Origin of the sequence: Flagellimonas profundi, assembly GCF_017313275.1 — a bacterium.
Taxonomy (GTDB): domain Bacteria; phylum Bacteroidota; class Bacteroidia; order Flavobacteriales; family Flavobacteriaceae; genus Flagellimonas; species Flagellimonas profundi.
In genome coordinates, this window is sequence record NZ_JAFLNM010000001.1 from 1,890,532 (window position 1) to 1,914,456 (window position 23,925).

General features: G+C 39.2%; 21 protein-coding genes and 1 tRNA gene. 8 read left to right on the top strand and 14 right to left on the bottom strand.

Annotated features, from left to right (window positions below; translation table 11 throughout):
- Positions 1–55: 55 nt before the first annotated feature.
- Positions 56–568, bottom strand: a complete 513-nt coding sequence (locus J0654_RS08790) for a hypothetical protein (RefSeq protein WP_207027784.1) — start codon at positions 566–568, stop codon at positions 56–58.
- 202 nt (positions 569–770) lie between these two features.
- Here J0654_RS08790 and J0654_RS08795 point away from each other — a divergent pair, with 202 nt between their 5' ends.
- Positions 771–962: a hypothetical protein gene (locus J0654_RS08795; protein WP_207027786.1), complete on the top strand. Its 192-nt coding sequence runs from the start codon at positions 771–773 to the stop codon at positions 960–962.
- Between the two features lie 7 nt (positions 963–969).
- On the opposite strand, the gene pyrF is transcribed toward J0654_RS08795, so the two are convergent.
- A complete protein-coding gene (gene pyrF / locus J0654_RS08800; protein ID WP_207027788.1) occupies positions 970–1,791 on the bottom strand; it encodes an orotidine-5'-phosphate decarboxylase in 822 nt (273 codons plus the stop codon).
- Between the two features lie 41 nt (positions 1,792–1,832).
- Positions 1,833–2,909 carry a peptide chain release factor 1 gene (prfA, locus tag J0654_RS08805; RefSeq protein ID WP_207027789.1) on the bottom strand — a complete coding sequence of 359 codons (1,077 nt, stop codon included), beginning with the start codon at positions 2,907–2,909 and terminating at the stop codon, positions 1,833–1,835.
- Between the two features lie 355 nt (positions 2,910–3,264).
- Here prfA and J0654_RS08810 point away from each other — a divergent pair, with 355 nt between their 5' ends.
- Positions 3,265–3,930, top strand: a complete 666-nt coding sequence (locus J0654_RS08810) for an ATP-binding cassette domain-containing protein (protein WP_207027791.1) — start codon at positions 3,265–3,267, stop codon at positions 3,928–3,930.
- On the opposite strand, the gene J0654_RS08815 is transcribed toward J0654_RS08810, so the two are convergent.
- The 7 genes from J0654_RS08815 to J0654_RS08845 form a co-directional block, all read right to left on the bottom strand.
- Positions 3,911–5,206: a DUF3570 domain-containing protein gene (locus J0654_RS08815; protein ID WP_207027793.1), complete on the bottom strand. Its 1,296-nt coding sequence runs from the start codon at positions 5,204–5,206 to the stop codon at positions 3,911–3,913. The genes J0654_RS08810 and J0654_RS08815 overlap by 20 nt on opposite strands.
- Positions 5,207–5,237: 31 nt before the next feature.
- Entirely contained in the window at positions 5,238–5,447 is a 210-nt protein-coding gene (locus tag J0654_RS08820; RefSeq protein WP_207027794.1) for a DUF4266 domain-containing protein, read from the bottom strand.
- Positions 5,448–5,459: 12 nt separating this feature from the next.
- Complete coding sequence (locus J0654_RS08825) at positions 5,460–6,455, bottom strand: FAD:protein FMN transferase (protein ID WP_207027797.1); 996 nt, start codon at positions 6,453–6,455, stop codon at positions 5,460–5,462.
- Complete coding sequence (locus tag J0654_RS08830; protein WP_207027798.1) at positions 6,452–6,889, bottom strand: thioredoxin family protein; 438 nt, start codon at positions 6,887–6,889, stop codon at positions 6,452–6,454. The genes J0654_RS08825 and J0654_RS08830 overlap by 4 nt, the downstream gene beginning before the upstream one ends.
- A gap of 19 nt (positions 6,890–6,908) precedes the next feature.
- Complete coding sequence (locus tag J0654_RS08835; RefSeq protein ID WP_207027809.1) at positions 6,909–7,349, bottom strand: QcrA and Rieske domain-containing protein; 441 nt, start codon at positions 7,347–7,349, stop codon at positions 6,909–6,911.
- Positions 7,350–7,396: 47 nt separating this feature from the next.
- Positions 7,397–8,575, bottom strand: coding sequence for an AIR synthase related protein (locus J0654_RS08840; RefSeq protein WP_207027811.1), 1,179 nt, complete (start codon positions 8,573–8,575; stop codon positions 7,397–7,399).
- Positions 8,576–8,654: 79 nt separating this feature from the next.
- Positions 8,655–10,841, bottom strand: coding sequence for a glutamine synthetase III family protein (locus J0654_RS08845; protein WP_207027813.1), 2,187 nt, complete (start codon positions 10,839–10,841; stop codon positions 8,655–8,657).
- Positions 10,842–11,052: 211 nt separating this feature from the next.
- Between J0654_RS08845 and J0654_RS08850 the strand changes: the two genes are divergently transcribed.
- Positions 11,053–12,063 carry a glutamine synthetase beta-grasp domain-containing protein gene (locus J0654_RS08850; protein ID WP_207027815.1) on the top strand — a complete coding sequence of 337 codons (1,011 nt, stop codon included), beginning with the start codon at positions 11,053–11,055 and terminating at the stop codon, positions 12,061–12,063.
- 63 nt (positions 12,064–12,126) lie between these two features.
- Here J0654_RS08850 and J0654_RS08855 read toward each other — a convergent pair whose 3' ends face one another.
- Positions 12,127–13,065 carry a calcium/sodium antiporter gene (locus J0654_RS08855; RefSeq protein WP_207027825.1) on the bottom strand — a complete coding sequence of 313 codons (939 nt, stop codon included), beginning with the start codon at positions 13,063–13,065 and terminating at the stop codon, positions 12,127–12,129.
- Positions 13,066–13,216: 151 nt separating this feature from the next.
- Here J0654_RS08855 and J0654_RS08860 point away from each other — a divergent pair, with 151 nt between their 5' ends.
- The 3 genes from J0654_RS08860 to J0654_RS08870 all read left to right on the top strand — a co-directional run bounded on the left by J0654_RS08860 (position 13,217) and on the right by J0654_RS08870 (position 16,020).
- The gene (locus tag J0654_RS08860) at positions 13,217–13,576 is read left to right on the top strand and encodes a BlaI/MecI/CopY family transcriptional regulator (protein ID WP_207027827.1); all 360 of its coding nucleotides are present in this window, start codon (positions 13,217–13,219) and stop codon (positions 13,574–13,576) included.
- Complete coding sequence (locus J0654_RS08865) at positions 13,576–15,354, top strand: M56 family metallopeptidase (RefSeq protein ID WP_207027828.1); 1,779 nt, start codon at positions 13,576–13,578, stop codon at positions 15,352–15,354. Before J0654_RS08860 ends, J0654_RS08865 begins: the two co-directional genes overlap by 1 nt.
- A 522-nt stretch (positions 15,355–15,876) precedes the next feature.
- The gene (locus J0654_RS08870; protein ID WP_207027830.1) at positions 15,877–16,020 is read left to right on the top strand and encodes an SsrA-binding protein; all 144 of its coding nucleotides are present in this window, start codon (positions 15,877–15,879) and stop codon (positions 16,018–16,020) included.
- On the opposite strand, the gene J0654_RS08875 is transcribed toward J0654_RS08870, so the two are convergent.
- Entirely contained in the window at positions 16,017–16,529 is a 513-nt protein-coding gene (locus tag J0654_RS08875) for an adenine phosphoribosyltransferase (protein ID WP_207027832.1), read from the bottom strand. The two genes, J0654_RS08870 and J0654_RS08875, sit on opposite strands and share 4 nt — an antisense overlap.
- Before the next feature lie 64 nt (positions 16,530–16,593).
- Here J0654_RS08875 and J0654_RS08880 point away from each other — a divergent pair.
- Both J0654_RS08880 and J0654_RS08885 read left to right on the top strand, forming a co-directional pair.
- Positions 16,594–16,667, top strand: a tRNA-Arg gene (locus tag J0654_RS08880).
- Positions 16,668–16,890: 223 nt separating this feature from the next.
- Positions 16,891–18,120, top strand: coding sequence for a site-specific integrase (locus J0654_RS08885; protein ID WP_207027834.1), 1,230 nt, complete (start codon positions 16,891–16,893; stop codon positions 18,118–18,120).
- Positions 18,121–18,186: 66 nt separating this feature from the next.
- Here J0654_RS08885 and J0654_RS08890 read toward each other — a convergent pair whose 3' ends face one another.
- Positions 18,187–20,010, bottom strand: a complete 1,824-nt coding sequence (locus J0654_RS08890; protein WP_207027836.1) for an AraC family transcriptional regulator — start codon at positions 20,008–20,010, stop codon at positions 18,187–18,189.
- Between the two features lie 563 nt (positions 20,011–20,573).
- Positions 20,574–23,915 (bottom strand): VCBS repeat-containing protein, encoded by a 3,342-nt coding sequence (locus J0654_RS08895; RefSeq protein WP_207027844.1) that lies wholly within the window; start codon positions 23,913–23,915, stop codon positions 20,574–20,576.
- Between the last annotated feature and the right edge of the window lie 10 nt (positions 23,916–23,925).

Here is a 23,925-nt window from a genome sequence, read left to right on the forward strand (position 1 = left end):
AGTTAGCATTTTTTTGAGTTAGTTAGTTTAAAAACCGGTGTTTCTCACCGGTTTTTTATTTTGTATGCTTTCTGTAAAGCCCATCAAATAAAATAGAGGCATTCCCAGACTCATCAAGAACCTCCCAAAGTTGCCTTACCGTTCCATTGTTGTTTTTGGTCCAAGTAATGCGGTTCCAATATTTTTTACCGTCAGCTTTTGTGAACTCGTCGGACATCAAAACCATTTGGTTCCCTTTCCGATTTCCTTTCAATTTTAAAAAAGAACCGCTATTATCTATCCACAATTGTTCCCACTGATTACTCTGGGCGTTGAAAAAATTAAGGCTCGTTCCAGTATAACCTGCTTTGACACTGGTCCAATTTTCCCTGATTACGCAACCATCTTCCTCCTTTTGGATTACACTGGAACCTGCGGGAGAACCATCTTTGGAATTGACCACTTCCCATTCGCCGATCCAAAAATCAAACGCTTTATGGTCCTTGGAGCAACAATTACAATTTACCGGTTCCTGTGCCTGTAAACCAAGACAAAAAAACAAAGTGAAAACACATACCAACCTTCGCATAAGAGATTTATTTACTTGCCTACCAGTACCTTTTAAAGGTACGTTAATTTTATTCTAACAAAATGTAAGCAAATCCACCAAAATGGTTGGGGTTACGTTAAATTTTAGATAAATAACCTGATTTCTAGGTGTATACCAACATTTATCATAATCTATATGCCTGTTTTGAACGTATCTTTGTTATTAACAAATCTTGAGGGCTATGAATAATCAATATTGCAAAGTTGGATCGGTTACCCCCATTACTGGACTAAGCCAAGCCGCTTCGGTTTTGGAGGTAATGCACAAAAATTTTATGGAAAAAGCTGCAAGTGTTTCCGGAAAGGACAATCAGTTGGGCGAATTCTTTAAAAGCAAGGCACAGAGTATCAAAAAGGTTTTGGAAAGCTTGTAGGTGAGGCCTATTTCAGTTTAGCCAGTTCAATTTCCATTTCTTGCTGGATTTCCTTTGCCTTTTTTGCAGCAATTTCTGCAAAATCCAACTCGTTGGAAGCATATAAAATGCCACGGGAAGAATTCACCAACAAACCTACATCCTTGGTAATTCCGTATTTGCACACTTCCTGTAAACTTCCACCTTGCGCACCGACCCCGGGCACCAATAAAAAGTTTTCTGGAACAATCTTTCGGATATCTTCCAAATACGTGGCCTTCGTTGCCCCTACCACATACATCAACCGTTCTGAGCCTTTGTACATTTTGGAAACGGACAACACTTCTTTGTACAGTTCCTGCCCATCCACCTTTTTGGTCTGAAAATCAAAAGCACCTTGGTTGGATGTAAGGGCCAATAAAATGGTATGCCTATCCTCGAACTCCAAAAAGGGTTCCACAGAATCCTTGCCCATATAGGGCGCAATGGTTATGGAGTCAAAGTCCATGGTCTCAAAAAAAGCCTTGGCATAGCGTGTGGAAGTATTCCCTATATCCCCACGCTTGGCATCCGCAATGGTGAATATTTCGGGATGGTTTGCATTCAAATACTCCATGGTTCGCTCCAAGGACCTCCACCCTTGTAGGCCATAGGCTTCATAAAAAGCGATATTAGGTTTATAGGCCACACAATAAGCATGTGTAGCATCTATAATAGCTTTATTAAAAGCAAAAATGGGATCATCTTCTTTTAGGAGATGCTTCGGTATTTTATCCAAATCGGTGTCGAGACCAACACAGAGGAACGATTTCTTTTGATGTATTTGGGCAATTAAGTCTTCAATCTTCATTTTGATAGGGTCTCGATCGTACGGGAGTTGAATTTAACAGATTAAAATATCTCCGAAGCTTCTTTGAGTTTCTCGGTGTTTTCCACCAGCATCAACTCATCGATTATTTTTTGGATATCACCGTTCATAATATTCTGCAGATCGTAAAGGGTCAGCCCAATTCTGTGATCGGTCACCCTGCCCTGCGGATAATTGTAGGTACGGATTTTGGCCGAACGGTCACCACTACTTACCTGAGAGTTACGTTTGGCGGCATCTTCAGCTTGTTTTTTGGCCAATTCCATATCGTACAAACGGGAACGAAGCACTTTAAACGCTTTGTCCTTGTTTTTGTGCTGGGATTTTTCATCCTGACATTGCGCCACGATACCCGTAGGTTCGTGCGTTAAACGCACTGCAGAATAGGTGGTGTTTACCGACTGTCCGCCTGGTCCGGACGAGCAGAAATAATCGATCCGAACATCTTTTGGGTCTATCTGAACATCAAACTCCTCTGCTTCGGGAATCACCATTACGGTAGCTGCACTGGTATGCACCCTACCTTGGGTCTCGGTCTGTGGAACACGCTGCACACGGTGCACCCCTGCCTCAAACTTAAGCGTTCCGTAAACATCTTCGCCGTTTACCTCAAAGTGGATTTCCTTGTATCCGCCGCTAGTTCCCTCGCTCAAGTCGATAACATTGGTCTTCCAACCCTTGGATTCGCAATATTTGGTATACATACGGAACAAATCGCCCGCAAAAATACTGGCCTCATCACCTCCCGTTCCCGCACGGATCTCCATTACCACGTTTTTCTCGTCCTCAGGGTCTTTGGGAATAAGTAAGTATTTGATTTCCTCTTCCAATTTGGGCATGGCACTTTTGGCCTCATCCAACTGCATTTTGGCCATTTCCACCATTTCCTCATCACTTCCATCTGCGATGATTTCCTCGGCCTCCTCAATATTCTTGGTAAGGGTAATGTATTCGTCACGCTTATCGCAGAGCACTTTAAGGTCCTTATACTCCTTATTGAGCTTTACGTACCTTTTTTGGTCAGCAATAATTTCGGGTTGTATGATCAGGTCCGAAACCTCATCAAAACGCTGTTTTACAATGTTGAGTTTGTCTAGCATAAATCAATCCTCCTATAGGAATGCGAATTTACGATTAATTTGTACATTTAATAAATACCATGGTTCCATTATTCCGTCTTAAAACATACCTACTGGTTTTTCTTTTCTATAAAACCATTCTCTTGGCTTCCACATTGATAGCAATTCTGTTCATGCTTTTTAAAGCACCTTTTTCTTCAATAATTGTTTTGAAACTGATTTTTATCGGATTATTCATCCTAAGGTTTTCAGATTCAAGATATTCAAAAGATTTGGTTTTATATCAAAACTTCGGGATTTCCAAGGTCGGTTTATTGTCTCTTTCCTTTGCATTTGATTTACTGATATCCGTAATTGTTTATATCATCTTTTTCTTTTGATTCTTGAAATCGACAACATAGAACTTTCCTTTGATGGCAAAACCATTTTGAGAGGTGTGTATTTAAAAGCCGAGAAGGGAAAAGTCACTGGAATTTTGGGAAGAAACGGCTCTGGAAAAACTTCTTTGCTCAACATTTTATTCGGAAGTTTAAGTCCAAAATACAAATCCATCCGGATTGATGGCAAATTGATAAAATCGCCATTGTTCCAAAAAAATCAAGTGGCTTATTTACCTCAACAAAGGTTGCTTACCAGAAATATGAAAGTTGGCAGCAGCCTCAAATTGTTCAATGTTGATTGGGGGACCTTTATAAATGATTTTGAACACTTCAAACCCTTTAAAAATCACTATACCTCCAATCTGTCCGGTGGTGAACTCAGATTGTTGGAAACCTACCTCATATTGAACAGCGACAAAAATATTATCCTTCTTGATGAACCCTTTTCTAATTTAGCACCCCTGTACGTTTCGAAAATCAAGGATATCATTGCGCATAAAAAAGTGGATAAAATTATACTACTTACAGATCATTTGTATGAAGAAATAGTGTCGTTAAGTGATGATCTATATTTCCTGAAAAATGGGTGCTCTAAATTGATCTACAATATGGAAGACCTCGAAAGCGAAGGGTATTTACCTATCAATTCCCAACAAAAGTAGTCCCCAGGGTAACGATGAACGCATTAAGGCCATCACTCCTATCGTATTGGCTAAATCGCAGGTTAATGGTTTTCAATCCAAAATTAAGGACTCGAGCACTTGTAAAAATATCCTTGTACTGCACCCCAATCCCATATTGATGGGCATCGTAGTTCGACAAATCATAATCCGAAGTATAAAACTCGTAGGTGGACAACGCCTGTTCTTTGGGATAAAAATAATCCGCAGCGGTTTGGGTATAGTAGCGGTAGGTCGGATACAAGGTAAATTTATCCGTAAGCTTAAAGGGAACTTCCAGACTTGCCGTGTGCGAACTCACGCCCCAATCATCCCAATAAAAACGGTAGTAGGAACGCAGAATCACCAAATCGTTCAAATAATAATTCAACCGACCGCCCAGAGGTATTTTAAATCGGTTATCGGGCAATTGCTCCACATTATCCGCCAATTGGAACTCATCAATATAAAAATCCTCAAAATCGGCAAAGTAGACCCGTTGGAATGGCGTACTCAATAATCCGTTCTGGGAAACCAAATCCATAAACAACGCTCCCTGCAATTTTTGGCTCAAAATCTGGGAGAAGCTTAGGGAAAGTGAGTAAGAATTCCTGTTCTCGTTATCAAACGCTGTAAAAAGTGGATTGTAAGTGCCGTTTCCCGTGATGCGATCATCAAAAAAACCATCGCGTAACTCTATCGGGTATTGTGAATTCCACTTATCCAAAAACACACGACCGCTAAGGGTAATTTCAGTGTTTTTTTCATTGAACAATTTAGTAAAGCTACCACCAAACCCTATCGAAAAATAATCGTATTCCGATGAAAAATAGGCATTGGCACTCCAAATGGTGTTCCGGTCGTCCGAGCTATGCTGATAGGTTGGATTGATATAGGCCAACACATCCTTCCGTGATTCACCCGAAGAGGCATCAAAAGGAGTAACATTGAGACCCCCATCCAACGGATTCACGTTACTGGAAGATGCCGAAGTATAGGCCGACAGCCCAACATCCACCGTTAAAATATCATCTTCGTTCATGGGCATTCGAAGGACAATGCTGGAAGTGGCATCCGTTAATTCCTCGGTGCCCTCACCTCCAGTTACGGCAGCATTTTGACCATCTTGGTTGTAATAACTGAACAACAAATCGACCTCACTTGCCTCCAAAACCCTTCGCTTGTAAGAGGTATCACCTTGCTGTGCCCACCCCATGAACGTCACAAAAAAGAACAGGACTGCGGAAACGGGTTTTGATGATTTGGACAACTGGATCATAAGTTTTTAAATCGATTGGACAGATTCATTATCAATTACATCCGCATCCACCTCCTGTTTTACCGCCATTGGCACCAGAGGAAGCTTCCCTGTAAATATGGAAATTGGTCTCGAACCGTTCGCACGGTCTTGCACTCAACTGCATTTCTTCGTCGTTCACGTATACCTTATCGTATTCCCGGACGGCTACGCAGGAACTGGAAAAAATCAAAAGCAACAATAAAAAAAACGGTTTTCCCATATATTAAATGTACTAATTCGTATCGAACATGATACCTGAACTTTTATGAACTTTATTCTCGGAATCCACCACAACGGCCTCTACCCCATCAATCTGATTGATCATATGCAAACCTACATCTCGGCCCATTGTAAAAACGGCAGTTGCCAAAGCATCGCACAATTCTGCTTGTTTGGCGAAAATGGAGACACTATTGATGCCTTTGGTCGGGTAACCCGTTCTGGGATCTATGATATGCGAATATTTCTCTCCATTTAACATAATATATTTTTCGTAGTTTCCCGAAGTGGCCACAGAGGACTCCACTATGGGCAACCAACTAAACACCTTGTCCTTACTGAGTGGATTGGCGATACCCACCAACCATTTTTCTCCCGTCACCTTGGTTCCCCAAGTTGTCAAGTCGCCAGAAGCATTGATGATGCCACCTTTTACATCCTTGGAAACGAGAAGATCCTTTGCCCTATCGGCGGCATAGCCCTTACCAATGGCACCAAATCCAATGCGCATCCCTTTTTCGGGAAGGAATACGGTTTGGTTTTCCACATCCAATTGAATCTTTTTAAACCCTACTTTTGAAACCGAATTACGAATTTCCGCTTCGGTCGGAACTTTATCCATGGTACCATCGAACTTCCAGATATGGTCCATAGAGGCGTAGGTAATATCAAAGGCCCCATCGGTTAGTTCGGATATTTTAATGGCCCGCTCAATCAGGTTAAACAGCTCCCGACTTACCTTAACGGGCTTTATTCCCGCATTTTTGTTGATCAGGGACGTTTCCGAATTTTCGTTCCAAGATGAAATGACACTTTCTATTCGCTCAATTTCGGAAACCGCTACATCTATGTTGATATATCCAATTTCCTCGTTCGGTGCCACCACAGTAATCTCGAACCGGGTACCCATCAATTTCAGGGTCTTTTTTACCGTAACATCCGTTTGCCTCGACTGCCCGAACGACAGCAGGCAACAAAGACTGCAGGCCAAGGCACCAAAGGTTTTCATTTGAGGAATTTATTCAGGGTCTTGATATATTTTTCAGGACTGGTTCGGGCCACAAAACCTGTGGTGCCCAAAACATTTTGGTCTTTGTCCATAACCACCACCAATGGAAAATAACCTCTTGGGTTATATTTTTCTACCAAGGACTTATTTACATTCAGTTTTTCCTCCGACAATTGGTTCTTCTTTTTACGTGGGAAGTCCGCATCATACATAACATAATGTTCCAAAGCATATGCCTTGAACTCATCGCTATCAAAAATATGTCGTTTTAAGCGGATGCAGGGAGCACACCAATCGGAGCCCGAAAACACCAAAACAATGGGTTTGTCCTCAGCGGAGGCCTTGGCCAGTGCATCATCAAAATTTTCTTGCCATTGTTGCGCCTGAAGCATACCAAAACTGGCAAATAGCAATATGTAGATTATTTTTTTCATTCAATTTGGGATTCAAAAACTATTCATAAACCCGTAATATGGAACCATTTAGTTCCGTATTGTACACCTTCAAAGCTCTAGCTGGGTTTCCATCCACTTGATTGAGCGGGGTCCCATCTTGATCAAATCGTGAACCGTGGACATCGCAATAGAAAATACCACCGCTCTGATCCACAAAACGCACCTGATCGTAGGATTGATGGCTACAAACCTGGCTTGCCGCCACATACTCACCTTGTAGGTTTCTGGCTATAACCACTAAGTTCTTCAAAATAAAACCGCCATTTTCGGAAAGATTGGATGCTTCAGCTGAAGTAAGGTCGACAGTAAAATCAACTCCTGTGGGTTCATCCACTAAGTTACCATCAACTTCATCCTTAGAACATCCTTGCAAACAGGGAAATGTTAGGGCAAAGGCTGCGCCTGCTCCCAAACTTCGCAGAAACTCTTTTCTTTCCATAGCGTGAGGTTTATATTATCAAACGCTATTTCGAGAGAAATCGTATGCTAGTATTCAAACTTGCCATACTGGCTCTGGATGGTCAATTTTTTACCTTCGGATGATTCGACCCTTCCAATAATCTGGGCATCCACATTAAAACTTTGGGAGATGGCAATGATTTCTTCGGCAATCTTCCCATCAACATACAGCTCCATGCGATGGCCACAATTAAACACTTGATACATTTCTTTCCAATCCGTTCCAGATTGCTCTTGAATGAGTTTGAACAAAGGTGGAATGGAAAACAGGTTGTCCTTGATAATGTGAAGGTCCTCCACAAAGTGAAGGATTTTGGTTTGCGCACCGCCACTGCAATGCACCATTCCATGAATTTCGTCAGAAGTATATTTTTGCAGCACTTTTTTTATGATGGGCGCATACGTTCGTGTGGGTGACAACACCAATTTGCCCGCATCAAGCGGTGAATCCGGAACTTCGTCCGTTAGTTTGGTATTGCCCGAATACACCAATTCCCCAGGAACCGATGCATCAAAACTTTCTGGATATTTTTCTGCCAAGTATTTAGAAAATACATCGTGTCGGGCAGAGGTCAAACCGTTACTGCCCATTCCCCCATTATACTCGGTTTCGTAACTCGCTTTTCCGAAGGAAGCCAAACCAACAATTACATCTCCCGCCTTAATATTGGCATTGTCGATGACATTTTTTCGCTCCATTCTTGCGGTTACCGTGGAATCCACGATTATGGTACGTACCAAATCCCCTACATCGGCAGTTTCACCTCCCGTGGAACGGATGGTAATCCCATGCTTGTCCAAATCGGATATCAGTTCCTCGGTTCCATTGATGATAGCTGAAATTACCTCGCCGGGAATCAGGTTTTTGTTTCGCCCAATGGTGGACGACAGCATTATATTATCGGTGGCACCCACGCAGATCAGGTCATCCACGTTCATAATGAGTGCATCTTGTGCAATCCCTTTCCAAACGGAAACATCCCCAGTTTCCTTCCAATACATATAGGCCAAAGAGGATTTGGTCCCTGCACCGTCGGCGTGCATTACCAAACAATGGTCTTCGCTACCTGTTAAATAATCGGGCACAATTTTACAGAACGCTTTCGGGAAAAGTCCTTTATCAATGTTTTTTATGGCGTTGTGCACATCTTCCTTGGAGGCAGAAACACCTCGTTGTGCATATCTTTTACTGGTATCCGATGACATATGAAAGATTTGGGCAAAAATAACGGAAAGCCATCAAATTATTGATATGCTTTCCGTCTTTTCCTTTTTATGTACTGTTCTATTTGGAAAACAGCATTTCGCGGTACTTGGTAAAGGGCCAGAATTCGTCGGCGATCAGTTTCTCCAAGGTATCGGAATGCTCACGGATTTTCTCAAAATAAGGTCTCACATTGTTACAATAGGCTTGGGCCTTTTTGTCCACTGCGGACATGCCGTTGGCACGTTTGCGGGCATCCCCCATTTCATCGGTAAGCTTTTTGATTTCCATAATGTGCTCCCCGATCTGTTCCAAGATGTTCAATTGGCCCTCGGCTACCTTTTTATGTACTGCCCCATAGACTTCTTTTAGCCCATGAATATTTTCCAACAGCATATTTTGGTACTTCACTGCGGCGGGAATAATGTGGTTATAGACCATTTCACCCAACACACGACCTTCTATCTGAATATGGAAAATGTACGCGCCCAATTCCACTTCCTTGTGCGCCTTGAGTTCCACTTCGTTCATAACATCCATCTGTTTGAAGAGCTCGTAGCTTTCCTTTGATGTAATTACCTGAAGAGCTTCTGGAGTATTTTTGTTAAAGCTCAGTTTTCTCCTTCTGGCTTCTTCTTGCCATTCTATACCGTAACCATCACCTTCAAAACGGATGCGCTTGGACGTTTTGATATATTCCCGAAGTACATTGAATACGGCCTCATCCTTTTTTAAGTTTTTCTTGTCAATCAGGGCATCGACCTCTTTTTTGAAATCGGTCAACTGCTTGGCCACAATGGTGTTGAGCATGGTCATTGGCTTGGCACAGTTCATTTTGGCCCCAACGCCCCGCATTTCAAACTTATTCCCTGTAAAGGCAAAAGGCGAGGTCCGGTTCCTGTCGGTGTTGTCCAATAATATCTCTGGAATCTTACCCACAACATTGAGTTTGAGCTCTGTTTTTTCCTGAGGGGACAATTTTCCTTTGGAAACACCTTCCAGTTCATCGAGCACATCACTCAATTGTTGACCTATAAATATGGATATGATCGGTGGCGGTGCCTCATTGGCTCCCAACCGGTGATCGTTGCTTGCGGAGGCAATCGATGCCCTCAACAATTCCTCGTAAGTATCCACTGCTTTGATGGTGTTCACGAAGAAGGTCAAAAACTGTAGGTTCTTCATGGGTGTGGTACCAGGGCTCAATAGATTAACGCCCGTATCGGTTCCCAAAGACCAGTTGTTGTGTTTGCCCGACCCATTGATTCCAGAAAAGGGCTTTTCGTGGAACAAGACCGAAAAGTTGTATTTATCGGCTATTTCTTCCATCACATCCATCAACAACAGGTTATGATCCACGGAGAGATTGGCTTCTTCAAAGACGGGAGCCAACTCAAACTGATTGGGTGCTACCTCATTGTGACGGGTTTTAACCGGAATACCCAATTTGGTACATTCCTTTTCCAGTTCACTCATAAAACCAAGAACGCGTGGTGGAATCACACCAAAGTAATGATCGTCCAATTGTTGCCCCTTGGCCGAAAAACTGCCTACCAAGGTCCTTCCTGTCACGGAAAGGTCCAATCGAGAGTTCACCAGAGATTTATCTATTAAAAAGTACTCTTGCTCCCAACCCAGGGTGGCATGTACCTTTTTTACGTTTTTATCAAAATATTGTGCTACGCCCGTTGCGGCCTGATCGACAGCATGTAATGCCCTTAGCAATGGAGCTTTGTTATCCAGGGCTTCACCGGTATAGGCTACAAAAATGGTTGGAATACAGAGGGTAGTCTTATAAATAAATGCCGGCGAAGTTGGGTCCCAGGCCGTATAGCCCCTTGCCTCAAACGTATTTCTGATTCCTCCACTCGGAAAACTGGATGCATCGGGTTCTTGCTGCACCAACTGTGCTCCCCCGAATTTCTCCATGGCCCTTCCGTTGGGAAGAATATCGAAGAATGCATCATGTTTTTCTGCCGTAGCTCCCGTTAATGGTTGAAACCAGTGGGTATAATGCGTAGCTCCCATAGATAGCGCCCATGCCTTCATTCCTTCGGCCACTTGGTCAGCTATTTTACGGTCAATTTTTGTGCCTTGAAAAATGGCTGATTTTACTTTATCCAATGCTTCAGCTGTAAGAAATTGAAGCATTTTCTCTTCATTGAAAACATTCTTACCAAAAAGGTCGGAACGTTTCCCTGTTTCATTAATATTGGCATGTTCCCTGTTACGGCTTTCGAGCAGGGCCTGGAATCTTGTATTAGGCATTTTCAACAATCTTTATTTTTCAAATCTACAATTAAGAATTTAATAATATATACTGCAAAAATTACTTTTTTTTCAGTCAACCCTTCTTAAAACAGGGGTAATATAAATAATAAACACAAGTTTGTGATTTTACCCCCATAAAACATTGATAATTAAATGAAAAAACTATTTTTGTTAATCATAAAATTGAGAACGATTAACTACCAGAATTATGAGCAAATCTAAATTAGAGTATCTATGGTTGGATGGTTACGAGCCAACAGCCAACATCAGAAGTAAGACTAGAATAGAAGAAGGTTTTAGTGGTAAACTGGAAGATTGCCCAATGTGGTCTTTCGATGGTTCATCTACAAAACAGGCCGAAGGAGGTTCCTCTGACTGTTTATTGAAGCCAGTTGCCATTTACCCTGATCCGGCAAGAAGAGATGGTTATTTGGTAATGACCGAGGTATTGAATCCTGACGGAACTCCTCACGTGAGCAACTCCAGAGCTACCATTGATGATGAAGACGATGATTTCTGGTTTGGATTTGAGCAGGAGTACTTTATCATGGATACTTCTACGGGCCTACCTTTAGGATTCCCTGTTGGTGGCTATCCAGGACCTCAAGGTCTATATTACTGTTCCGTTGGTGGAAGAAACACTTGGGGAAGAGACCTTGTTGAGGAGCATGCAGATCTTTGTTTGGATGCTGGACTTCAATTTGAGGGTATCAATCAAGAAGTTGCCGCCGGACAGTGGGAATTCCAATTGTTCGCCAAAGGTGCCAAAAAAGCAGGTGATGAAATCTGGGTGGCGCGTTATATGCTGCAAAGATTGACCGAAAGCTACGGATACTACATTGAGTACCACCCAAAACCTATTAAAGGTGACTGGAACGGTTCCGGTATGCACGCCAACTTCTCCAACACCTTGTTGAGAACTTGCGGGTCCAAAGAAACTTATGAAAAAGTATGTGAAGCTTTCCGTCCGGTAACCAAAGAACACATCGCAGTTTACGGTGAGTACAATGATGAGCGATTGACCGGTAAGCATGAAACTGCTTCTATTACCGATTTCAGCTACGGTGTTTCCGATAGAGGTGCTTCTATCAGAATTCCTATTATGACTGTTGAAAAAGGTTGGAAAGGATGGTTGGAAGACAGAAGACCTGCCTCCAATGCCGATCCATACAAAGTTGCAGCTGTGATCGTTAAAACGGTTAAATCCGCAAAGGTTTAAAACACGTTTATAAATTAGTTGTTGATTATAGATTAAAAACCGTCCCGCTTTATGGGGCGGTTTTTATTTTATGGTCATATAGATAAAGGTGCCATAAAAGGCCAAAAGCACCAACCCATCTCTCCAACCCAAGCGCAATCCTTTTGGGAAAAACACCAATGGAAAAACAAGAAAGGATATACCCAGCATCCAAAAAATATCACTGGATAAAAGGCCCTCGTCCATAACAGTTATGGGAGTAATTATTGAAGTTATACCCAATACAGCCAATAAATTGAAAATGTTGGATCCTATGAGGTTTCCCAAGGAAATTGCCTTTTCCTGCTTGATGACCGCCACTACCGATGCGGCCAATTCCGGAATACTGGTTCCCACCGATACAATGGTAATACCTATAACACGGTCACTTACACCAAATGATGATGCCAGACCCACTGCCCCATCAATAAGCAATTCGGAACCTCCCCAAAGTGCCGTTCCCCCAATCCCCAAAAAGAGGACAATCTTGTACAAAGGCAAGGGAACATCATCTTCCGGCATTTCATCTACAACTGCTGTTTTCTGAAATCTTAATAAATACACTAGGAAGACAAATAAGAGGGAGACTAGAATTATTCCTTCATACTGTTCCAACACCCCATCAAAATAAATGAATCCACAGAAAAGAAGTGAAGCAACGATCATAACAGGCCAATCCGTAGTATAAAAACTTTTCCTGACATCTATACTGCCCATGATAACGGTAATGGCCAAAACCAATCCCAAATTGGCGATATTGGACCCCACTACATTACCCAAAGAAAGGTCCGGAAAACCATCTAAGGCAGCTTTTATGCTCACAATGAGTTCTGGGGCGGAGGTAGCGAAAGACACTATCGTCATCCCAATAACAATTTTGGGAATAAACAAGCGCAAGGACAAAGCAACGGCAGACTTCAATAACCAATTCCCCCCTGCAATCAACAGAACCAATCCCAAAACAATAAAAAGTAGATTTCCCAAAAAAGTAAGTTTTCGTGTAAAGATACTGCAAGATTTACTCAACAAAGAAGGTTCCTTCAAAAATAAAAACTATAAAAATAGTTAATAAACTATAAAAATAGTTGTTTAACTAAACTATTAGTATTACGTTTGATCATATACAAATTACATCATGCAAAAATTGACCAATAAGGAAGAAGAGATCATGAAAATCCTTTGGGAGCTGAAAAAGGCTTTTGTAAAGGAAATCCTTGAGGAAATAAAGGGCGAGAAACCACACTACAATACCTTATCCACTATTGTTAGGAATCTGCAGGAAAAAGGATTTGTGGATCATGAAACCTTTGGCAACACCCACCGATATTTCCCTATTGTAAGTAAAGAAGAGTATCGCAAAAAGTATGTGAACGCTGCCATTGCGGATTATTATAATGATTCCTTTAAAAGTTTGGTATCCCACTTTGCGCAGGAAGAAAAAATTTCGATAACTGAGCTAAAAGAAATTATTGACCTAATAGAAAAGAAGAAATAATGGAATCGATATATATGTACTTTTTACAATCCGCCCTTATATCCGGAGGTTTTTTGGCTGTATATCATATTTTCTTGAAGCAGGAAACCTTCTTTAAGGAAAACAGGTTGTTTCTTTTATCGGGATTGGTGCTCTCTTTTGTTTTTCCACTGATCAAGATCCAGAAAACGATTGTGGTTTCCAAGCCAGTGCTTGTTCAGGCAACCGACACAGGCACTCGAACTATCTCGACCATAGCCGAAAGCAATTTGTTTACGCCGCAGAACGTACTCTTTACAGTATATATTACGATAAGTGCTTTTTTGTTCGTGAAATTTTTGTTCAAACTGATTTCTTTGAAACACTTGGCCAAAGATGCCCAAAAGAGAAGGGAAACTCCGTTTATGCATTTAGAAACGGAAAAGAACATCTCCCCTTTCTCCTTTTTTAACTACCTATTTTACAACCCCAGACTTTTTGAAGCCAACGAACTCCATTCGGTCTTGGAACACGAGAAAGTTCATGCACGCCAATATCACACTGTGGACATCCTGCTTTTAGAAATTTTAAAGATACTTTTCTGGTTCAATCCGGTGCTTTGGGTGTACAAGAGTGCGGTAAGGGAAAATCTGGAATACCTGGCCGACCATTTTGCCATAGCCCAAACGGGCGATAAAAAATCCTACCAATACCTCATGCTAAAGCAGGCGGTAGACACACAAGAATATGCTTTAGCCAATTCATTTTATAATTCATTAATCAAAAAACGAATAGTCATGTTAAATCAAAATCAATCCAAAAAAATCAACATCCTCAAGACCTTGGTAGTAACTCCTTTATTGGGCTTGTTCTTGGTGAGTTTCAGTATCGAGGAAACTTACCTTTACAAAGAGCCTGACAGTGTGGAGAACCTAATGAAGGGTGAAACCGTAAAGGACAACAAAACTGTGGAATTGACCATCGATAAAAACACCTCCGATGCCGAATTGGACAACATTAAAAAAGATTTGGCCAAGGATGGAATCGATTTTAGTTATACCACTGTTCGGAACGATGACAGGGAAATCATTTCAATTACCTTGAATTTAAGCGGAAAAAACTCCGAGGGAAAAACTTTTAGCGGCAATTACAACAGTAATTCAGATGGCCCCATTAACCCCATAACAGTCTTGTACGATGATGAGAACAATGCTGTCTCTTTTTGGAATGCCCATAAGGAAACTGAAGTTCGAATTCACAAAATGGGAAAAGGCAATGTCTCTTGGAGCACTTCAGATGAAAAAGAAATCATTGTAAAAAAGGTTGATGGTAAAAGGAAAGTAATCATCAATGGGGAAGAAGTAAGCGAAGATAAGCTCCATAGCATGGATGTCCATCTGGATAGCGAGGATGGAAAAGAAAGTGTTTTCATTGTCAAAAGAAATGGGGACGATAAAAATGTAAAGATCGAAAAGCTCGGGAACAAAAAAGATGGAGTACATGTAATGAAAATTATAGACTCCGATGATGATGAGGTAGAAGTAAAGAAAAGTACCAATGTGATGATCATCAAAGATTCTGACGATGATGAGGTAATCAGTGGTGATGATGACGGGCGTTTCTTTTACATAAAAAGTGATGGGAAACAGGCTCCGTTATACATTATCGATGGCAAAAAAGTGAAATCCAAAGACCTTGAAAAAATATCGCCAGAGGATATTGAGAACGTAAATGTTTTCAAAGGAGACAAAGCCATCGAGAAATACGGTAAAAAGGCTAAAAACGGAGTTGTGGAAATCACCACTAAAAAAGGTAACTAATTTTAAAAACCATCCTTTTTTAACAAGGTAAAGGGACCGTCTTATGGGGCGGTTCTTTTTTTGCACCCAAACGAAAACACTAAAATAGCCTCGTTTTTGAACGAAACCTCCCTAGGTTTTTAAATAACACCTCAAAACACCCCTACAATTCTAACATTTTAATACCATAATCAATATTTTATGTATAAAACTGTCACTTTTTACAAGGGACCACATTACAGTTGCAGAAGTAATACGTTTTTAAAGATACAATCTCGTATGCAATTGCATAGATTTTTACCTAAACACTTGGAAGCATGACTTTTATCATTCTATATTCGAGGAAACAATAGTAAGATAATTGTTTTTGTAAAATCTAAAATCAATCAAAAAATGATAGCAATTGTAAAGTTATTCATCACACTTCTTGTGCAACTCTTAACGGTTATATTTATTTAAAACCGTAAAGGGTTGCCGCATTGCTGTTGACCTTAATAGCTTGTAAACGGCTTTACCTATATTTGTCAAAACCAACACATTGATATGTTTTATAAGATTTTGGCAAAAATCAACAAAGCTCTGCTCCCATCTTACAGCAAAAAAGGTTTGGACCTTGCCAAGGCATCCAAATTACAAATGGCCATTATAGGATGGAGATATTATATCACCAAAAAGGCGTTGGATTAGTATTTCAGCAGTACCTCTTTAGGGTATCGCCGTATTTTTTCCGCTCCGTTTAAAAAGGTAAGTTCAATCAAAAAGTTACATTGGACTACTTCACCACCTAATTTTTCTACAAGTTTACATACAGCTTGGGCAGTACCTCCTGTAGCCAGAACATCGTCGTGCACCAATACCCTGTCCCCTTTTTCAATGGCATCTGAATGCATTTCAAGAATTCCCGTGCCATATTCCAAATCATAAGATTCAGAGATGGTACTATAGGGGAGTTTTCCAGATTTACGGACAGTTATAAAACCAGCTCCCAACTTTTCGGCTAACATAGGAGCAAAAATAAAACCTCTGCTATCCACTCCCACCACCTTATCAATTTGCATATTGTGTGTAAAACCTAACAGCGCATCGCCTGCTTTTTGGAAAGCTTTTGGGTCTTTTAACAAAGGGGTAATGTCCTTAAAAACAACACCAGGCTTGGGGAAGTCTTCAATATCACGAATGTAGGGTGCAAAATCCATTATTTTTGTATGCTAGGGTTTTGTGGTAAAGTTAAAAAGAAATATATTTGCAGCCCTTAAATAAGGCCGCGTGGCGCAACTGAATAGCGCATCTGATTACGGCTCAGAAGGTTGCAGGTTTGAATCCTGCCGCGGTCACTGGGCAGCAATGCCAAACAAAAGGAAAACCTTACAGAATCTATAACTGTAAGGTTTTCAGCGTTTTTAGGGTGTCATTTAATTTGTTTTGATTTCATATCAATCGGTAACAAATCGGTCAACAAAATCCAATCGTCAACACTGTTGACCGAATACTACCCTAAAAGACTGACACATAGTTGATTTGACTTTCATCTTAACATTAAAACCTAAGATGACAACTATGAAAACATCACACACCTTTTCAATCCTATTCTGGATCAACAAATCAAGAGCAATTAAAAATAAAGCGGAAATCTTTGTAAGGGTAACCGCAAATGGTAAAAGAGCCAATATTGGTATTAAGAGAAAGATTGATATCGATCTTTGGGACAACCAAAACAAAAAAGTCAAAGGAAAAACAAAAGAGTCACAAGAAATCAATCGATATTTAAATCTAGTTCAAGCTAGATTATTGAGTATTTATCAAGATTTAAAATACAAGGGGGAACTGATAACTCCGCAGTTGGTCAAATCACTTTACAACGGAGAAAATATCAACTCCAAAACCCTTTTGGAATTACTGGAATACCATAACAGAAAAATCGAAAATACTCTGGCTCCAGGCACCATTCGAAATTTTGGAATCACTGAGAATTACATAAACAGATTTCTGAAAAAAAATCTAAAAACTACAGATGTTTACCTACGTCAGCTTAACTACAAGTTCATTTCAGACCTTGAAATGTTTTTGGTTAATTATTATCCAAAGGGTCATCCCAAGGCAATGGGACATAATACGGTAATGAAACATCTTCAAAGACTTAGAAAAATCATCAATCTTGCCTATCAATTGGAATGGATTGATAGAGACCCATTTTTGCGTTGGAAGCCAACATTTGAACAAAAACAAAGAGAATTCTTAAATGCAAATGAACTAAACAATGTAGAAACCTATAACTTCTTAATGGAGCGATTAGATCGAGTTAGGGATCTTTTCGTTTTCAGCTGTTATACTGGAATCAGTTACTCAGACATAATGGAGTTGACAAACAACAATCTTATTGTTGGTGCAGATGGTAATAACTGGATTGTAACCAAAAGACTAAAAACGAAAACTTCTGTCAGAGTACCTCTTTTAAAACCCGCAAAAAAGATACTTGCAAAATATAAAGAACATCCTGTTACAGTTCATTCTGGCACTCTTCTACCAAAACTCACCAATGAAAAAATAAATTTATACCTAAAAGAAATTGCTGATGCTGTGGGAATCAAAAAGAATTTAACCTTTCATATGGCACGTCATACATTCGCAACGACAGTCACCCTATCTAATGGTGTCCCAATTGAAACTGTTTCAAAAATGCTGGGCCATACGAAGTTAGCAACCACTCAGATTTATGCTCGTGTGTTAGATAAAAAGTTATCCGAGGATATGATGGCCTTACAAATAAAGCTTGAAGCCAAACAGTAGCTCCGACAAACAGTTAGAGACTATAAATTAATCATCATAAAGTTTTCGAATCTTTATGAATATAAACTATGATTCATCCTCATTTAGCTTTTGTATGAAATATGAAGGCAGTATTCCCAAACGTTTTCTGAATGCAGAATAAAATGTATTGAGATTGTTGAACCCACTTGTGTTGGCAATATAGGCAAGCTTACTATTTCTATATTCTTTATCTTCTAACAATCGGTTCAACAAGAAATTGATTCTTAGATCATTTATATAGTTACTGAAATTTGTATTTTTTTCGTGGTTAATGACCTGCGACAGGTATTTTTGATTAGTCTGTAATTGCTCTGCCACGCTATGCAGACTGCATTTGGAATTAAGAAAAAAGGTCTCTTCCTCTAACTTATTCAGTTTGGTTAGAATTATTTCCTTCACATCCTCATCAAGATAATTATTATTGGAACTTGACTTTTTAACCTGGTTTTTAGAATCCTTTCCTTCGACATGCTCAGCTCTTTTCTTCTGATTGAGCTTTTCTATGGCCAACTCCTTTGTTCTATCAAAAATCAGTTTGTTCTTCCTCTTTACTTTAAAATATGAGAGTGTGGCGAAAAAACCGGATACCAGAGTAATAGCCAATATGATAGTTAATAAGCGGTAACGTTCCTCCTGGGATTTGGATTTAATTTCCAAAATTTCCTTCTGTCTTGATATTTCCGAAATTCTTCTTCTAGCCTCAAGTATTTTAAGTCGCTGCTCGGATTCAAGTGAGAAAAGCGAATCACTTACCGACAAATATATACTTGTAAAAAACTCTGCCTCATCCGAATGTCCCATTTCCTTGTTCAATAAAGACAATTCTTTACTCACGTCTCTGATGACATCAAAAGCGTTGATTACTTCTGCTGAACGATAAGCTCTATTGTAATCCTTTCGAGCACTTATAGTATCACCTTGCTTTAAATGAAGTAAAGCCATTAAAACATAAGCTCTTGGTTTTCTAAATCGATAATTGTTTTCATCAATAATTCCAAGTGCCCTATTTAGAAAATCTTCAGCTTTATCCAACTCTGATTTTTCTATGTAAATAGCGGCAATGTTCATGTATACAGCACTTTGGACGTAATCACCAGGAGCCTCTATTAAGTTTTCAAGTTCTAAATAAAAATCATAAATCTCTAGAGCTTTTTTACTGCCTTCCAATTTATGGGTCATTCTAGCGATTTCATCAATTTTTGGAAAAATAAACCGAACTTCCTTTAACTCCAGTATATAATCAAGACCGTGTAGACAATTGTCCAACGCTTTATCATATTCTTCCAATCTTAAATAGAAATGTGAAATTGCGGAATATGCTCGCATTCTGATATAGGAATCTTCATTATCATCCCCTTCTTCCAAAAGGTTAACCGCAGTTGCATATGCTAAATCATATTCACCTCTTTCAGTATAAATATAGGATTTGAGAGTTTCGCAATCCGCTCTCACTTCACTGAAAACCTGAAATTTTTGACTTGAATCCAATTGGCAAATCAATTCCATGGCAGCATCAAACTCACCTTCTACAAAATAAATAAAAGCTTGATTTAAAGAGCTCCTAAAATAACCTTTATCATAATTTAAATCTTTCGAAAGCCCATATGCTTCATCATTAAATTTTTTGGCTAATTCAGTTGACTTGAAAATATAATATGTGTAAAGCTCCAAGCTTGCGTCAACCCGGTTCTTCCCAAAAGAATTTGCCCTTTCCTCAATCAATTCTTCTAAATTGGGAATGGAAGAATTTTCAACCAAATTCTTTATTTCATTCAAATAAGGTTGAATTCTGTTTGATGTTTTATCTTGTCCATATACCGATACTAAGCTTAAAAAAAATAGTATTACCCAAGTTCGTTTAATTAACATTATGTGCGTTTGTTTATTACTCCTAAAGTTTAAATCCTATATTTTCCGTGAATAAACTAGCTACTATCGTTCATTGAGGTTTTTTTATCATATCTCCATAACTTTTAAAACCCATAATTTAACATTTCTTTATTAATTAGATGCCCAAATTGATAAATTCAAAAAAACAATTGAGTGTTTTTTTGAATTCAAACAATCAGCCCTACCGTAAAAGTCCATTCGAACATGGGTTATTTGTCGTATCACTCCTTTAAATCATCTGAAAATTGTTGACAAATAAAAAAGCAATGTTGGGTGAAGCCAACATTGCTTTTAATCTTGAATGAATTAAAATTCAACTAACTCAAAATATTATGGTTTTAATCCAATAACACAAACAATGAGAACAGTTAAAATCTTAGTATAAACTAACTACTATAAATTTAACTTATCACTTACTTTTAGGCTTGAATATTTATAAAAAGAAAACTCAAATTCAAGAATTTTCAGCCTTGTTTCTTTAATTATTGAATACTAAGTGATTTTAAGGATAAATATGTATTGATTTTTGTTATTTACTATTATTAATTTGAAGGGTTTGCTTTAAAAATCAACAATTTACCTTTATTCTGAGTTACAAAAATCAGTTTGCCACCCACTGCATGTTTTACCGGTTCCATGGCTTTGGCATCTCCAGGAACATTAAATCCACTTTTTGCAGCATCTATTGATACAAAATCACCTTTTCCATTTCCCTTTAATAGGATTCCATTTAAAGCATCGTACCTTCCAATAAAGATTTCATTCCCAAAATCGTTCCCCACTCCAAGTATATCGGTATTACCATCTCCATCCATATCATCAAGCATTATGTCATTTAAAGGAGCAGTTTGCCCCCCCATGGGCAACGGATGGCTAGTAAACTTTCCATCACCTAAATTTTCTAAATAAATACTCCGATCAAAATTTCCTTTTAATACAGTTGCATCTTGAAACTCATCTTCATCAAATAAGGTATTCAGGGTGGCATCCGCATATTCTCTAAAATAGTCAAATTTCCCCCTAAATATGGGACTTTGCACATTTAGATCACCCCAGAAATTAACAGGATAAGGCTTATATTTTCCTTCCTCATTCTTGAAATGGGCAAAGCAAATAGGGTCTTGGCTACCATTATTATCAAAATCCTTCGCCACCATATAAACCGGTCTTTCCTTAGTTGGTTGATAAAAATTATTCATACCTAGATTCCCTGCAACAAAATCAAGATCGCCATCTCCATCTATGTCAATAGACTTAACAGACTCCCACCAACCTAAATCATTTTCAATTCCAGTTTTGTCAATTTTTAAGAAAGAGGCCCCTTCATTTTTAAAAAATGTAATAGGCATGAATTCCCCTAACACTATCAAATCTTGTTTGTTGTCACCATCAAAATCCGCCCAAATAGCATCGGTTACCATACCCATATTTCTCAACTCGGGAACGTACTTATCCGTAATATCCCTAAGTACCCCATTATCATTTTTCAACAAATAACTTCTTTCTGCTAAAGGATATTTCCCCATAGGTGTCCTGCCGCCAATAAATAAGTCAACAAAGCCATCACTATCAAAATCCGCCTTTTTCACAACAGAGCCGCTAGCATGTATTTTTGGAATCCTATCTTCATCTTGAACAAAATTACCCATACCATCATTCACAAATATTCGGTCATTATATAATTCGCTGTCCGCATCGAATTCATTACTTCCAGAGACCATGTACAGATCCAAATCCCCATCATTATCAATATCGAATAATACCATATCCGCTTCTTCATAACTCATATCCGTCGTATTGGCAAACATCGCGCGCTCTTCAAAACTACCATCGGCATTTTGAATCAGAATAATTGGGGAAAAACCTGCCGAACTACCAATAATCACATCTTCATAAGAGTCACCATTGATGTCCCCAACAGTTAGGCAAGGTCCATTTTGTGTTAATTTATGTGGGAGTGTACGCTGTTGACTACTAAAATCCACAAAGTCTTGTTCCTTATGTTGAAAATATACACCCAATTGACCGGATATTTCAGACATCAAAGTCTCTCCTGAGGGATCTATCATTAAATCTGTTTGAATTGGTGAAGATTTCCCTCCCTTTTTACTGTTTTTATAGTCAAGGGTTATCAATTGATTAGATCGGATGTTGGTCAATCTTTCGAAATTTCCATCAGGCCATTTTATTTCTAATTCATCGATAGTTTTGTTTGGACCCAATCCAAAATGAACAACAGGGTCCATGGAGGACATGTAACCCCTGGTAAGGTAATGTTGATAATACTGGGACTGTTCCCCATTATATCGAATCAAAATTTTAGTTCCAATGGCCAAAGGATTCTCATGGTTACCTTCAAGTTGAATTCGTATGAAGTTATTATCATTTGAGTAAATGGATTCTGATTGGTTTTCAAAAACAAAAGCATCATCATTGATGTTGTTCACCACATAATCCAAATCACCATCTCCATCCAAGTCGGCGAAAGCAGCTCCATTGGAAAAAGATGGGACATTCAATCCCCATGAATCTCCCTTTTCTTCGAAGGTCCAATCCCCCTTATTTCTGTAAGAATAATTGGGAATTTTAACCACTGGTATGGAATCCAAGAGCTGTTTTGTCCCCATAAAAGAAGATGCCCCCAGTCTAAAATCACTAAAATCCCTATCTGTAATATCCCTTGGGAAACCATTGGTAATCAATAAATCCCGAAAACCATCATTGTCAACATCCATAAAAAGAGGTGCCCAACTCCAATCCGTTTTGGAAATCCCGGCCATAAGACCAATTTCACTGAATTTAACTCCAACACTGGAACCTTTATGCAACATGTTCCGCATATACTGGTATTGATAGTCAAATCTTTCATTTAAAATGTATTCCAGATAATTGGTCCTACCAATGGTGGTTTTCATACGTTGATTAGTTTCACCCAACATATCCAACGTAATGATATCCAAGTTACCATCGTTGTCATAATCAGCAATGTCGGATCCCATAGAAAATTTGCTCTGATGTTTAATGTAATCCTCTATTTTATTGGTAAAAGTCCCATCACCATTATTAATGTAAAGCACATCATTTGTTAAATAGTCGTTGCTAACATGGATATCGGGCCAACCGTCATAATTCAGGTCTGAAATTGCAAGCCCCAATCCAAACCCTTCATAAACTATCCCGGCTTTAATAGTAACATCAGTAAATGTACCGTCTCCATTGTTATGATAGAGCTTATCATTGCTAAGGGCGGAACCATCATTAATTTTTGGGCGATAATTGGTAGGTAGCGTATGAACCTGTTGATTATTCAGTACATAAAGGTCTAAATATCCATCTTTATCATAATCAAAAAAGGTCGCATTCATGCTGTTGCCAGAATCATCAATGCCATATTCCGAAGCTGATTCATTAAAAATTGGAACCCCATTTTTATCAAGGCCCTGATTTACAAAGAGCATGTTTTTTCTTTGCTTACCTTCTTTGTTCATGGCCGTACAGATGTAAACATCCAGCCAACCATCCAAGTTAATATCGACAACTGCAACGCCCGTGCACCATTTGCCCTCTGCAAGAATACCAGACTCCTTGCCTACTTCCAAAAAGTTAAAATTCCCTTGGTTCAAGTACAGCTGATTGTCCACTTGGTTACCTGTAAATATCAAGTCGCTTTTTCCATTGTTGTTGAAATCCCCAACGGCCACCCCTCCTCCATTAAAAATGTACTCATTGGTAAGAATATTGAAACTATCCGTTTCTATAATTTTATTGTTAAAGTGTATACCGGTATTATCGGCATGTCTTTGCTTGTACAATACATCCAAAGTGTTTTGTTGGCATGAAGCAAAACAAATAGTAAGCAATAAAAAAGGAATATACTTTTTCATGTTCGATTAT